Origin of the sequence: Cyclobacterium lianum, assembly GCF_900143075.1 — a bacterium.
In the GTDB taxonomy this organism is placed as follows: domain Bacteria; phylum Bacteroidota; class Bacteroidia; order Cytophagales; family Cyclobacteriaceae; genus Cyclobacterium; species Cyclobacterium lianum.
On the sequence record NZ_FRCY01000005.1, the window covers coordinates 65,137 to 77,889 of the forward strand.

Consider the following 12,753-nt stretch of genomic DNA (forward strand, 5'->3'; position numbering starts at 1 on the left):
TCTTTACTTTTGTAACAATAAACGGATAATTTGCCGGAGGCACTTTCAGGTAGTGAAAATGAAAAAAAGTAATAAAATAAGTACCAAGCAGCGCATTATAGATACTGCCGTAGACCTTTTCAACAAAGATGGGGTTCAAAGCATTACCAGCCGGCATATTGCCAAAGAAATGGGCATCAGCAATGGTAATCTGGATTATCATTTCAGGAATAAAGAAGCCTTGCTCCTGGCCATATACGAACAGATGCGGGCAGAAATGTCTGACTCTTACAGGGCTACCGATACCGTTGGCGGGAGTTTTGAGCAACTTCACCGGCTGTTATTACATCTGGAAGCCTTTCAATACAAGTTTAGGTTTTTTAACCTCGACGTTCTGGAAATTTCCCGGGCCTACCCGCAAATCAACCGCCTTTTAAAACATACGATACAGATCCGAAAAGAACAGATGGCCGATATGCTCAAACAGGCCATTACCGACGGATTTTTCGTACAAGAGACAGAAGAAAACATCAGGCAACTGCTATTGTCGATCCGGATTATCATCACGTTTTGGCTGTCTCATGAAGAACTGACTTCCGATTCAAGCTCGAAAAAACAGAAAAGTAACATGTCCAAACATATCTGGCAATTGCTAAGACCCTACATGACGGAGAGGGGACACCTTTCCTACCAGGCACTGGTGGAGGGTTCAGGGGTGTAGTGTACAGTATTGACCATAAAAGCCTGCCATATACTCAATTGAATGATTGAACCGCGAAAAAATGATTGTTCTCACGCAAAGAAGTGGATAATGGATTATCATTCAGTGCTGACAGGAAAGATTTATTCTCCAGGTCAGTAAAATACATTAGGTATTTGGTCAATGCTGGCCACCTGAAAGTACCCACAACATCTCCTTTTCTCCTTCTCCAAAGGTGATGAGTAATTGATTCTTGTCAATATTAAAATGCGTCATTTGCATCAGTGCACCGTAAAGTTTAGACTCGTAGTCATTTACGTTGGCATGAATTGATGCAATGAAAGTAGTAACGATTCTGCCTCCACTTTGGATTGTATTACCGGAAAGTTGGAAATCCCCGGAAAAGCCATTAACAGGACCGGCACCGGAAAAAATTTGATAGTCCGGCAATTCTTCATTCCTGGAAGCTTCCTCTGTAAAAGTGATCCTTATTCTGCCTGGTGTAACCTTTCCTTCATCATTTATATACAATTCACAGGGCGGATAGTCAATCCATCGTAAGGTTTTGTGTCTAAAGCCCACAAAAGCCCAGGTGTTATATATTTCGTGGTTTCCGGGTTGGATGTAATAAGGAACAGGACACCCAGCATTCTCACCTTCGATACAAGCACCCGATAGTATCAAAAATGTTAAAGTAACCAAGGCTGTCTTGTTATTCATAAGAAGAATTGTTTAACAATACCTATACGAAAAATGATGTGATCTCGTCCCAGGAAACGAAAGACAAATGTAACAAAATAATGCCCTAGCCATTTCCCTTTGGTTGCATTCAGCAATTGAAAAATAAGGGGATTGGATGGGTACTTAGTCAGGAATTCTTGTCCGCATGCGCACATTTTTGTTCGAATTACTTTCGTGAATGAATATCAACATTTCATTTTCAGAACAAATGCGGGGTTTTGGACTGGCATAGTAGTGGAACAAGTAAGCTCTGAAATAAAACGGTAAATTGATCTGAAATGGAGTTTCATTCTGGGGACTAAAGCATTAACATTGGGCATCATGTGGAAAAATTATATTAAAATCGCCTGGAGAAACATCAGCAGGAGCAAGGGATACGCTTTTATAAACATTGCCGGACTGGGGATCGGCATGGCCGCTTCTATCCTTATACTGATATGGGTACAGTTTGAATTTTCCGTTGACCGCTTTCACCAAAATGCAGACAATATCTATGCGGTCTGGAGAAATACCTCCATGCAGGGGGAGGTATTTACCTGGGATTATACTCCGGCTCCTTATGCCCCAGCCATGAAAGCGCAATTTCCCGAGGTGGAAGAGGTGGCCAGGATCACCGAATGGGACCAGCAACTCTTAACCGTGGGTGAAAATAATTTTTACGAAGAGGCCACTTTTACCGATCCCGGATTTTTTGAAATATTTAGTTTCGAAGCCCTGGAAGGCGATCCGGTTGCCGCTTTGACAGAACCTGGAAATATTGTATTGACCGCCTCGGTGGCCAGAAAGCTCTTTGGGGAAAATAATGCCATGGGCCAAAGGGTCACCGTAGCCAAACAACTGGATTTCGAAGTCAAAGCAGTAATCAGGGATTTACCCGAAAACACTGATTTTCCATTTACCGCCTTTTTGCCCTTCAGGAAACTGGAAGCCATGGGCTGGGCGGATGATTTTTGGGGCAATAATTCCTACCGCACCTTTGCCTTGTTAAATGAACATGCTGATCCAGTTTCATTTAACAGGAAGTTTGCTGACTTCACTGCCAACAACTCCGATCTGGAAGACATTTCCGATTTTCTTTTTCCAATTCGTGATCTTCACCTTTATTCCAAATTCGAAAATGGAAAGTCTGTAGGGGGAAAATTCGAAATAATTCGGATGTTTGGCATTGTTTCCGTCATCGTATTGGTTCTTGCTGCCATTAACTTTGTGAATCTGAGCACTGCCCAAAGTGACCAACGGTCCAAAGAAGTGGGGATCCGGAAGATCTCCGGTGCAGGCAAAGGCATGTTGATTGGCCAGTTCCTTGCCGAATCTTTATTCATTGCATTCACTGCCTATTTGCTGGCCATTACTATGGTATCCCTTTCTTTTCCCTGGTTTAAGGATTTGGTGGGCCAGCAATTGCCCAACCCATTTATCCAACCCTACTTTTGGGGGATTTCTGCCGTTTATATTTTTGTAACAGGGATACTGGCAGGTAGCTATCCCGCATTTTTGTTAAGTGCTTACCATCCCGCAGCAGTGTTTAAATCCCAAATGCGAACAAAAAGTAAATTTGGATGGAGGCCTCGTGAGGTTTTGGTAGTTTTCCAGTTTGCTGTTGTGGTCACGCTGATATCCTGTGTGTGGATTGTGCAGGACCAGATGATTTTTGTCCAAAACAGGGATTTGGGGCTGGAAAAAGAGAACCTGATTTTTCATCCGGTAACGCAAAGCATTAGAAAAAACAAGGCGGTATTTCGTCTTGAATTGCTGGCCCTGCCGGAAGTAGCGGAAGTCAGCTACACCTTTTCTCCCCTAACCAATATTTACAGCGACACCGATGGTATGGAGTGGCAAGGCAAGGATCCGGAATACAAGCCCAATATCAGTCGGATGGGAGCAGACGCAAACCTGGTTAAAACAGCCGGAATGGAATTGATCGCTGGAAGGGATATTGATATTTATTCCCATGCCAGTGATAGCCTCTCAGCTATCGTCAATGAAAAAGCGGTTGAGGTGATGGGCTTTGAGGACCCCATTGGTCAGGTGGTCCGCGATGATGCCTATTCCTTTACCATTGTGGGCGTAGTAAAGGATTTTATTGTGGAATCTCCCTTTGATGAGGTGTCTCCGATCATGGTAATGGGGCCGAAGCGCGACCTGAATTTCATCCATATCCGGTTTGCAGAGGCAGCCGATTATTTGAGTGCTCTCGCCAGTGTAGAGACCGTATTCAATAAATTCAATCCCGATTCACCTTTTGAATACCGGTTTGTAGATCAGGAGCATGCCCGCAAATTCATATCCCAGGAACGTACCGCCAGGCTGACAGCACTGTTTACAGGCCTGGCCGGGATAATATCCTGTATGGGGCTTTTTGGATTGGCGACCTATATAGCAGAACGGCGAAAAAAGGAAATCTCTGTCAGGAAAGTATTGGGTGCATCAATTGGCAGCGTGGTGGCCTTGCTCACTTCTGAATTCACCAAACTGGTGCTGATCTCCGTGATCATAGGCATCCCGCTAACCTGGTATTTTATGAGTGATTGGCTGGAGACATTTGCTTACAGGACTACGATTGACTGGTCCTTGTTTGTATGGACCGGTGGCTTGACGCTTTTGATTGCTTTATTGACGGTAAGCACCCAGGCGATCAAAGCAGGGCTGGTCAATCCCGCTGAGACGCTGAAGAGCGAGTAATTGGATGTTATGATAATTTATGATCAGGAAAAATTGATCAGTGATCACATGAGTTTCCGTTCAGCTGATAAATCATATGGTGACCTTAAGATAATCAAACCAAACAAATGAACCACAACGGGAATGGCTATTGAAAAAGGGGATTGGCCAATTTACCAATGACGGATTTAAAACTGATTTCTAAAAGGTATTACCTGGGAAAAATTTGAAAAATAGAAGAACTATATTTTAAATATGCAAAGCGCACTGGCCCGACAAAAAACCGAACCTGTCCTGAAGGTAGTCAGTGGCCGGTCCTGAATTTTCTCAGGGGATGCGCAGGAGGCTTGTGGGAATGAAGGCTTTTTTTATTCCTGGTCAAAAAATCGGGTCAGAAAGCAAAATAAAGACAAAGCACTTCCTAACCAATATTGCTCAATAGGTCAGCAGGACTGTAAATGGGTAAATAGGGAGAGGACAATTTAATAAAACCTTGATCCAGAGTAACGATCGCATTGACTTCGTTCTCAAGCGCAATAAAATAGTGAATGGCATCTTCAATATCCTGCTGTTCTGATTTCAGGGCATTCAGAACATTTTTTTTATTGCCATCCAAAAGCTGAAATTTCAAAATAACCATCTCCAAAATCTCTTTTGCTACTGCTACCCCTTTTGCCTTCGTTAAATAATAAGCACAAATTTGAAGTATGGTTACGGTTACATAGCCCTCAACCTTTTTATTGTCAATCAGCATAAATATCTTTTCTATCGTTTCAGGCTGCAAATTTCGCTCAAGAAAAAAATCCAAAAGAACATTGGCATCAAACAGGATTTTGCTCATTGCTTTCTTTGTTTTTTGCTTTGTAGTATTCCTCATTAAAATCAAAATCCTTGGGATAATCCACCTTGGATTTAGGCAGGGTTTTCACATACTCCAACAAGGACTTATCTTCGTGAAGTATGGTTGGCCGATTCAATAATTCTTCAAAGTGCGCTTCCACTATTTGGGATAGACTGGTTTGCTTGAGATCTGCATATTTTTTCATTTTTTGGATCAGATCATTGTTTACAGTGAGGTTTAGTCGATTCTTCATAATACAAATACCTATTATGCGTATAATGTTAATAAATACGTATAAAAAAGTCAATAAGTTTATTGGATTGCTTAGAAAGTGCTTTGGTTTCTTTAATTTTAGTTTGGCACCAACCATCCTCCTCGGTTATGTGAAGGGGACTGCTCGAAATGAAAAACCTGATATTTTTCCGCCAATTTGCCCGTCTACGGACACTTTTGTCCGTTTGGGAAATCAAAGGATCATTGAATGGGGCTTTTATGCACTTTCAGCTGGATTATCAATGGCATAGAAGTGGAATAAATAGTAATGGAATCCGATAAATCCCGGCTGAAAAAACTCCCTTAGAAAAAAAGGCTATTCCTTTTTTCCTATTTTTAACTGATTTCGAATGCAAAAAGGCAGAAATAAGGAATTTTGGCCAATCCAAGGTAAAGGAAAAGACCTGTAACAGGGTGTTGCGAGAAGCCAGATTTAATCATGTTGGATTTGTGGAGAAATGGGTGCAGCTGAAAATTTATGCCTGAGTTAGTCTTCAATCATATTTACTATTAGCATGTTAAAAAATTACTTGAAAATCGCCTTTCGCTACCTCTGGCAAACCAAAATTAGTGCCCTCATTCATATAGGCGGGCTAGCTGTAGCCATGGCCGCTGCTGTACTTATTCTTCTCTGGAGCCAAAATGAGCTACGCTTTGACACCTATCATCCGGAGGCAGACCGTATATATTTGCGGGCAGATATTGACACCATCAAGTCGGAATACCCATTTAATGGTTTTTCGTCTTACCCAATTTCCGAGGCCATTCAGCAAGCTATCCCTGAGATAGAACAAATAACAACGGCAGGCACCGGCCTGAGCAGAAAAGTTGTAGAAATTAATGGCCTATCATTCAAAGAATCGAATGGGCTGATCGTGGGCAAGGACTGGATAGACATGTTTGACTATAAGGTTTACCAGGGAAGCCTGGATTACTTTTTCAATCATCCCCGTACGGTTATCCTCACCCGGTCCAAATCCGCCCAATATTTTGGAGACCTGCCCCCATTACAGCAGACCCTCTATATCGATTCCATTCCCTATTCCATTGCTGCAATTATCGAGGATATCCCGGCAAATTCTTCTTTCCAGCAGGATGTCCTGGTATCCAATTCCATTTACAAGGAAAAAAAAGAGGGTCTTGTAAACACTGCATCGTGGGGCATCTACACACAACTTTTGTTTGTAAAATTACACCATGGAGCGTCCCTTGCGGAAGCAGAGAAAAAAATATCAAAAATCATAGCTGACAACAGGCCTCCATGGATGGCAGATTCGCCAAGGCGTACGAAATTGGTCGCATTGAAAGATTTACATTTTGAGACAGGCCTTCTGGATCAGATCATTCCGCATGGAAACACCCTCAATCTTTGGGTCTTTTCAATTCTTGCTGTTCTACTGCTTGCGGTAGGCAGTGTCAATTTTGTCAACCTGTCCATTGCCCGGATTGGTAGCCGGATAAAGGAAATCGGGATCCGGAAAACAGTGGGTGCCTCTAAACATCACTTATTTATTCAGGCGATGGTGGAAACCTTTCTCTCTATCAGCATGGCTACATGGCTCACCTTATTACTGGTTTTCTTGTTGCTTCCTGAATTCAATGCATTTGTAGAAAGAAATCTTGTGCTCAGCCTGATGGACCATCATGTATTGTTGTTGATTTTCGGAGTAGTTGCGTTGGTTTTTATCATGACCGGCCTCTATCCGGCAATGGTCCTGGCTAAATTGAAACCCATAGGCTTGTTAAAAAACCAGTTTTTGACAGGGATCAGCCGGCAGCATTTCCGAAAGGGACTGGTAACCGGCCAACTTGTATTTACTCTTGTGATGTTCATAGGATTCGTTACTGTCCATCATCAATTTACCTTCATACAACAGCAAACTGATCATTACCAAAAGGAACAGGTATTCAGACTTCATGTACCCTTGCCCTTAGGGTTCGGGTTTGGTGACCTTGAGGCAAAGGAACGCCACAGGAGTCGGGTCAATAGTATTAAAGCCAGATTACTGGCAAATGGTGCCATCCGGACTGTTTCCCAGGTCAATGGAACGTCCATCCTGGATGACAAAAGGAAACAGCCTGTTGAGATTTCCTGGTCCGGGTATCCAAAACAACGAGAACCAACTGATGTGGTCATGGTCTGGGCGGATGAAGATTATGCCGCCTTGGCCAGGCTGACCCTGATTTCGGGTCGCTGGTTTGAAGCGGGAAATACCGCAGACATGAACAATCTCATTGTTAATGAAACAGCCATCAAAAAATTTGGGCTTCGGGAACCTGTGGTAGGTACCTCATTTACTACCATGTCATATCGAACAGGGTCGGAAGAAACCGGAAGAATAATAGGGGTGGTCAAAGACTATCACCACAAAAGCCTTCATGAAAAAATCGATCCCATGGTGTTTTCTCTTGATCCATATGGAGCCTCCTCCTATTTGGTGGAGATTAATGCAGGTGCTGCACCTCAGGCCCTTGACCATGCCAAAAAAGTTTGGAAGGAATTTACGCCTGAGCATCCTTTCACATTTACATTCCTGGACGAAGAATTCAACCGCTTGTACAAAGATGACCGCAAAGCTATGACCCTGAGCCTGGTATTTGGCGGACTGAGTATGCTGCTTTCCTGTCTGGGACTGCTTGGAATGATCGCTGTATCCATACAGCAACGTACCAAGGAAATCGGAGTTCGCAAAGTAATGGGTGCCAATGTTACCGGTATCATGGCACTCCTCAGCAGGGATTTGTTAAAATTGATTTTGATCGCTTTTGCCATAGCCAGTCCAATTGCCTGGTATGGTATGCAGCGTTGGCTGGAAAACTTTGCCTACCGCATTGATATGGACTGGAGGATATTTGCCGGGGCGGCAGTGATAACGGTACTGATCGCAGTTCTTACCGTAAGCTCCCAAACCCTGAAAGCCGCGCTTAAAAACCCTGTTGAGTCCTTACGCACCGAGTAGCTGTGTAAGGACGATATGCGGACCTGGTCAGGGTTGAGTCAGCCCGAACTGAGTGAAGAGAGTCAAAAAAATTTAATGTCACTAAATTTGGGTCAAAAAATCTCTGGGAAGTAAAACAGGAAGAGAAGGTGAAGCATGCATATAATCTTTGGTATTTCTGGTGATGAAATAATCCGCGCCGGAATGAAGTGCCGTATAATATTGAAGTGCATCTTCTTTGTCCCTGAATCGCGATGACAAAGCTTCCATCAAAACAGGTTTACCAGCAATAACGATATTACAGGCGCCCATAAAATGCAGTAGTCTTGGAGACGCTTCGGGTAATTTATAGATGTCATATGACAGATAAATAAGGTTTGCTACACTACTTTCAGCAATTTGAAGTGCCAGTTGATCTTTAGCTGCCAATTCAAGCAGTTTAGCTGCATCTGCGAAATGGGGATCTCTTTTTGAAATAATATCAAAAGCCACATACGTATCCAGAAATACATTAGGCAAACTTCCTTTTAACATGCGATTTAATTAATATTTTATCATCTTTCGTTGATATACTGCCAGAGTTTTCAAGCAGTTGAAGCAATCGCTCTGCTGCCCTTTGTTGCTCAGTCTTTATTTCGTAGGATCCCTCTTCTTCAAAAATCTCCTCAAACATCCGGGAAAGAGAAATCCCCCGACTTTTGGCTCTCCTTTTTGCTGCATCTATGATGCTTTTGTTTACGGTTAAAGTCAATTTCGTTTTCATAGTTACTAGATATATACGTGTAAATGTAAATATACGTATTTTTGTGTAGCTGTTGAAATTCCGGATTTTAAAGTTCCAAAATTGAATCTTGTTCGGGGCAGGAGGAGTGATCAGGGGACCTGAATGAGATAGTAACAGATTACTTGGTTGAGGGTTACGAATAATTCGTGTCATTTTGCATCATCTTTCATGTTAATATTCAATTGATTATATTTAGGTATGGAAAAAAAGGACAGCAAATCTCTGCTTAAAGAACCAGTTTCGAGCTACGGGAACTATACCTATGCGGATTACCTGACCTGGGATATGGAGGAGATGGTCGAACTGATCAAAGGAAAAGTTTTCAAAAAAGCCGCTGCAGCTCCAAAGAGAATTCATCAAAGTTTGGCTGGAACCCTTTATACGGAATTTCATCTGTTTTTGAAAGGTAAAAAATGCCAGGCCTATATTGCTCCCTTTGATGTCCGGCTTCCGGTAAATTCAAAAAAAGACGATAAAATTTTCACGGTTGTACAGCCGGATATCTGTGTGGTATGTGATATGGAAAAGCTGGACGACAGGGGTTGCATCGGTGCCCCTGACCTGGTGGTGGAAGTCCTTTCACCAGGCAACAAACAGCTGGAACTCCAAAATAAGTACGAGGTTTATGAAGAAGCCGGAGTAAAAGAATATTGGTTGATGGATCCGGAAGGACAGACCCTCCTGATATACAGGTTGATTCAGGGCCACTATCAGCCAACTCGCTTAATGACTTCAGGGGATACCGCAAAATCCCTGGCTATCGTGGGATTTGAATTGGATTTGGAAGTATTTTTTGCTGAAATCAATTGATTTTTTCCTTTTGACATGCTGAACTTGCCAATAAATCTCCAATATTGTAAGAAAAAAATCTCAAGTAGCATTAAATCCGCTGGCCCAAGCACCTGCAGAAATCTGTTTAATTTGTAAATTAGGGAGTGAATCGCTGATTTTTCTATGTCCAGGCTACTGAAATCTTCCTATTATTTCCCTTTACTAATCACCATCGATGACAGGGAACCGCCTGCACTGGAAGAGGTATTTTGTAAAATGGGAAACATGATTATCCATAGGCAACGTCTGGAGGCAGGTGACTATCTTCTTGACAGCGATTTACTGGTGGAAAGGAAAACCATTCCGGATTTTTGTACCTCCATAAAAGACGGTAGATTGTTCCAACAGGTAAAAAAACTGTCTATGGGCAAAGTGCCTGCCTGTATGATTTTGGAGGGAAGGAAAAGGGATTTTAAGCAAACCGACTTTTTGTCCCAGGCCATTCAAGGTATTTTGCTATCCCTCTCCTTGTCTTTCCGAATCCCGGTATTGAGAACCAAAAATTATCAGGAGTCAGCAGCCGTTATATTGCAGTGCTTCAAACAACTTACCAAAGACAAGCTGGAGGAACAGCGGTTTTACCCACGCCCCATACCTTTTAAACGGAAGAGACAGGTTTTGCTTAAACAACGAATCCATATTCTGGAAGGCTTTCCGGGGATAGGCGTTGATCGGGCAGAAAGGCTGCTGATGAAATTCGGCAATCTTTATGGGGTGTTTATGGCAGGGAATGAGGAACTCCTGAAGGTGCCGGGCCTGGGGAAAAAGACGGTCGAGCGCTTTATGGAAATTTTGAAAAAATAAAAAGAGGCGATGGGATTTATTAGCCAGTTCAATTGCTCTTTTATCTTAACTTCGCGTATTGATTCCAAACTTTTATATTAAATTTGCGATTTAATTCGCAATATTTATGATTAATAGAGAAATTGCTATCAAGATATCGCAGCGTCTTGGTGATAATAAGGCTATTATATTGCTAGGTCCAAGGCAGGTCGGAAAGAGTACCTTATTGAGAGAAATATCAAAAGACTTGGCAGCTCCAATCACTTGGTGGAACGGAGATGATGCCGACATACGTGGTCTTTTGGAGTCACCAACGTCCAGCCTTCTCCGCTCGTTACTGGGTAAAACACGTACTCTGGTGATTGATGAAGCACAGCGTGTTTCCAATATTGGATTGACAATCAAGCTAATTGTAGATCAGTTGCCCCACATAAAAGTGATTGCGACCGGCTCCTCATCATTTGAATTGGCAAAGCACCTCAATGAGCCCTTGACAGGACGAAAGTGGGAATTCCATCTTTTTCCTTTTTCATTTGATGAATTGGGGCACCACCATGGCTTACTGGAAGAGAAACGTCTGCTTACTATCCGCTTGGTTTATGGTTGCTATCCAGAAATTGTTAACTATCCTGGCGAGGAGGAAATCAGGCTAAAACAGTTGACCGACAGTTACCTTTATAAAGATATTCTAACCTTGGATCGCATACAAAAACCGGAGAAAATGGAAAAGCTGGTACAGGCTTTGGCTTTTCAGGTGGGAAGCGAAGTATCTTATCATGAACTTGGCCAGCTCACCGGGTTAGACAACCAAACAACTGAAAAATACATCCATCTTCTCGAAAAGGCATTCATTGTTTTCAGGTTAGGTTCACTCAGCCGTAACCTTCGCAACGAATTAAAAAAGAGCCGCAAATTTTACTTTTATGACAACGGTATTCGCAATGCGGTAATCAACCAATTCAGCCCTGCAAACTTGCGACAGGATATTGGTGAATTGTGGGAAAATTACATCATTAGCGAACGGGTCAAATTGTTAGCTTATCGTCAGGCAAATTTTAACCAGTATTTCTGGAGAACCCACGCCCAGCAAGAAATTGATTATATCGAAGAACGAAATGCCAGAATGAAAGCTTATGAATTCAAATGGAACCCAAAAGCGAAAAAGAACTTCTCCAAATCCTTTCTGAATGCTTATCCAGCAACGGAGACAGCGGTTATCACACCTGATAACTATGTACAATTTTTGACGGAACTTTAAATGCGGGTTTAACCTTCCGGAAATGCCTCGTTTCTCACCTGAACCCCCATTTGCTCCAATGCTTTTTTTAGTTTTAACCAGGTCTTGGTTTTTAGCGTACTGGCAGCATAAATTTTTGTTTGGTAGTCCCGGGTGATAAGCCTGAGTCTATATGGCCCCTTCCCTGGGCTTTCAAATACAACCTCCGCAATGCTACTTATCGTATAAACATGTTTTTTCCAGTATAAGTAGTGGTTGTGAACGAAAAAATATTCATTTGTCAAGCCAAAGTAATGGGTACTGAAGGCAAGAATAGGAAACCAAATAATGCCTAGTACAGCCAGAAAAATAAATACGTCATTGTGGTTTGGTGGAACTATTACCAAATGCCACAGGAAAATTCCGATGATAAGCCATAAAATTGAGGCCCTGAAATTGAGAAAAAGATTTCCTTTAAAAAGTTTCCTGTCCTCCATCCGAAGCGTATTAAAATCCCGGATTCTGGCAGCTTTTGGTTCAGATGTGTTGTGAATTTTCTTTTCCAATAGCACTTTCAACTCCGGTCCATTGGCATACATGATGTCGAAAATGTATTTCTTTGTACCATCTTTGAAGGTAAGGCAAGCTCCTTCTTCGGGAAGGGAAATACCCCAGCCAAAGGGAAATTTTCCTGTCATTTCCAAAGCCGCTACCTCCTTTAAATCATAGGATTCTTTACCAAATGCAATCCGATCCTGATGCAGCCTGATAATGGGAGCATTTCTGAAATACATGATTAAAAAGAAAATCGCAAACATCAGCATGAAACCACCTAAAAACAACAAAAGATAATCCCCAACTACAAAATCAGGTGTTCCCCACTTTCCATAGAAATCCAGGATAACATAAATACCAAAACCGCCCATTAGCATAAGCATCAGGACAAGTAAAATGTAAAATGGAAAGAAATGCCTTTTGGTTGTAAAATGCTCCATTTGAAGGATT

12 protein-coding genes are annotated in these 12,753 nt (G+C 42.2%); 6 read left to right on the forward strand and 6 right to left on the reverse strand.

Features of this window, described 5'->3' with window-relative positions:
• Positions 1 to 58: 58 nt before the first annotated feature.
• Positions 59 to 700: a TetR/AcrR family transcriptional regulator gene (locus BUB19_RS09485; protein WP_073094309.1), complete on the forward strand. Its 642-nt coding sequence runs from the start codon at positions 59 to 61 to the stop codon at positions 698 to 700.
• A 159-nt stretch (positions 701 to 859) separates the two neighbouring features.
• On the opposite strand, the gene BUB19_RS09490 is transcribed toward BUB19_RS09485, so the two are convergent.
• Positions 860 to 1,399 (reverse strand): META domain-containing protein, encoded by a 540-nt coding sequence (locus tag BUB19_RS09490; RefSeq protein WP_073094310.1) that lies wholly within the window; start codon positions 1,397 to 1,399, stop codon positions 860 to 862.
• Between the two features lie 342 nt (positions 1,400 to 1,741).
• On the opposite strand from BUB19_RS09490, the gene BUB19_RS09495 reads away from it, so the two are divergent.
• Complete coding sequence (locus tag BUB19_RS09495) at positions 1,742 to 4,102, forward strand: ABC transporter permease (protein ID WP_073094311.1); 2,361 nt, start codon at positions 1,742 to 1,744, stop codon at positions 4,100 to 4,102.
• A 400-nt stretch (positions 4,103 to 4,502) separates the two neighbouring features.
• Here BUB19_RS09495 and BUB19_RS09500 read toward each other — a convergent pair whose 3' ends face one another.
• Both BUB19_RS09500 and BUB19_RS09505 read right to left on the reverse strand, forming a co-directional pair.
• On the reverse strand, positions 4,503 to 4,922 hold the full coding sequence (locus BUB19_RS09500; RefSeq protein WP_073094312.1) for a type II toxin-antitoxin system VapC family toxin: 420 nt from the start codon (positions 4,920 to 4,922) through the stop codon (positions 4,503 to 4,505).
• The gene (locus BUB19_RS09505) at positions 4,903 to 5,175 is read right to left on the reverse strand and encodes a DUF6364 family protein (RefSeq protein ID WP_073094313.1); all 273 of its coding nucleotides are present in this window, start codon (positions 5,173 to 5,175) and stop codon (positions 4,903 to 4,905) included. The genes BUB19_RS09500 and BUB19_RS09505 overlap by 20 nt, the downstream gene beginning before the upstream one ends.
• Before the next feature lie 535 nt (positions 5,176 to 5,710).
• Between BUB19_RS09505 and BUB19_RS09515 the strand changes: the two genes are divergently transcribed.
• Complete coding sequence (locus BUB19_RS09515) at positions 5,711 to 8,155, forward strand: ABC transporter permease (RefSeq protein WP_073094315.1); 2,445 nt, start codon at positions 5,711 to 5,713, stop codon at positions 8,153 to 8,155.
• Positions 8,156 to 8,236: 81 nt separating this feature from the next.
• On the opposite strand, the gene BUB19_RS09520 is transcribed toward BUB19_RS09515, so the two are convergent.
• The gene (locus BUB19_RS09520; RefSeq protein WP_073094316.1) at positions 8,237 to 8,668 is read right to left on the reverse strand and encodes a type II toxin-antitoxin system VapC family toxin; all 432 of its coding nucleotides are present in this window, start codon (positions 8,666 to 8,668) and stop codon (positions 8,237 to 8,239) included.
• Positions 8,646 to 8,897 carry a DUF6364 family protein gene (locus BUB19_RS09525; RefSeq protein ID WP_073094317.1) on the reverse strand — a complete coding sequence of 84 codons (252 nt, stop codon included), beginning with the start codon at positions 8,895 to 8,897 and terminating at the stop codon, positions 8,646 to 8,648. The genes BUB19_RS09520 and BUB19_RS09525 overlap by 23 nt, the downstream gene beginning before the upstream one ends.
• 219 nt (positions 8,898 to 9,116) lie before the next feature.
• Between BUB19_RS09525 and BUB19_RS09530 the strand changes: the two genes are divergently transcribed.
• The 3 genes from BUB19_RS09530 (at position 9,117) to BUB19_RS09540 (ending at position 11,790) form a co-directional block, all read left to right on the forward strand.
• On the forward strand, positions 9,117 to 9,728 hold the full coding sequence (locus BUB19_RS09530) for a Uma2 family endonuclease (protein WP_073094318.1): 612 nt from the start codon (positions 9,117 to 9,119) through the stop codon (positions 9,726 to 9,728).
• A gap of 144 nt (positions 9,729 to 9,872) precedes the next feature.
• Positions 9,873 to 10,553, forward strand: a complete 681-nt coding sequence (locus tag BUB19_RS09535) for an ERCC4 domain-containing protein (protein WP_073094319.1) — start codon at positions 9,873 to 9,875, stop codon at positions 10,551 to 10,553.
• Between the two features lie 106 nt (positions 10,554 to 10,659).
• The gene (locus BUB19_RS09540) at positions 10,660 to 11,790 is read left to right on the forward strand and encodes an ATP-binding protein (protein WP_073094320.1); all 1,131 of its coding nucleotides are present in this window, start codon (positions 10,660 to 10,662) and stop codon (positions 11,788 to 11,790) included.
• Positions 11,791 to 11,798: 8 nt separating this feature from the next.
• On the opposite strand, the gene BUB19_RS09545 is transcribed toward BUB19_RS09540, so the two are convergent.
• The gene (locus tag BUB19_RS09545) at positions 11,799 to 12,743 is read right to left on the reverse strand and encodes a hypothetical protein (RefSeq protein ID WP_073094321.1); all 945 of its coding nucleotides are present in this window, start codon (positions 12,741 to 12,743) and stop codon (positions 11,799 to 11,801) included.
• Positions 12,744 to 12,753 lie beyond the last annotated feature (10 nt).

Bases quoted from the DNA above. Each gene is read 5' to 3' on its own strand.
- BUB19_RS09485 (WP_073094309.1), top strand. From the start codon at position 59: ATGAAAAAAAGTAATAAAATAAGTACCAAGCAGCGCATTATAGATACT.
- BUB19_RS09490 (WP_073094310.1), bottom strand. From the start codon at position 1,399: ATGAATAACAAGACAGCCTTGGTTACTTTAACATTTTTGATACTATCG.
- BUB19_RS09495 (WP_073094311.1), top strand. From the start codon at position 1,742: ATGTGGAAAAATTATATTAAAATCGCCTGGAGAAACATCAGCAGGAGC.
- BUB19_RS09500 (WP_073094312.1), bottom strand. From the start codon at position 4,922: ATGAGCAAAATCCTGTTTGATGCCAATGTTCTTTTGGATTTTTTTCTT.
- BUB19_RS09505 (WP_073094313.1), bottom strand. From the start codon at position 5,175: ATGAAGAATCGACTAAACCTCACTGTAAACAATGATCTGATCCAAAAA.
- BUB19_RS09515 (WP_073094315.1), top strand. From the start codon at position 5,711: ATGTTAAAAAATTACTTGAAAATCGCCTTTCGCTACCTCTGGCAAACC.
- BUB19_RS09520 (WP_073094316.1), bottom strand. From the start codon at position 8,668: ATGTTAAAAGGAAGTTTGCCTAATGTATTTCTGGATACGTATGTGGCT.
- BUB19_RS09525 (WP_073094317.1), bottom strand. From the start codon at position 8,897: ATGAAAACGAAATTGACTTTAACCGTAAACAAAAGCATCATAGATGCA.
- BUB19_RS09530 (WP_073094318.1), top strand. From the start codon at position 9,117: ATGGAAAAAAAGGACAGCAAATCTCTGCTTAAAGAACCAGTTTCGAGC.
- BUB19_RS09535 (WP_073094319.1), top strand. From the start codon at position 9,873: ATGTCCAGGCTACTGAAATCTTCCTATTATTTCCCTTTACTAATCACC.
- BUB19_RS09540 (WP_073094320.1), top strand. From the start codon at position 10,660: ATGATTAATAGAGAAATTGCTATCAAGATATCGCAGCGTCTTGGTGAT.
- BUB19_RS09545 (WP_073094321.1), bottom strand. From the start codon at position 12,743: ATGGAGCATTTTACAACCAAAAGGCATTTCTTTCCATTTTACATTTTA.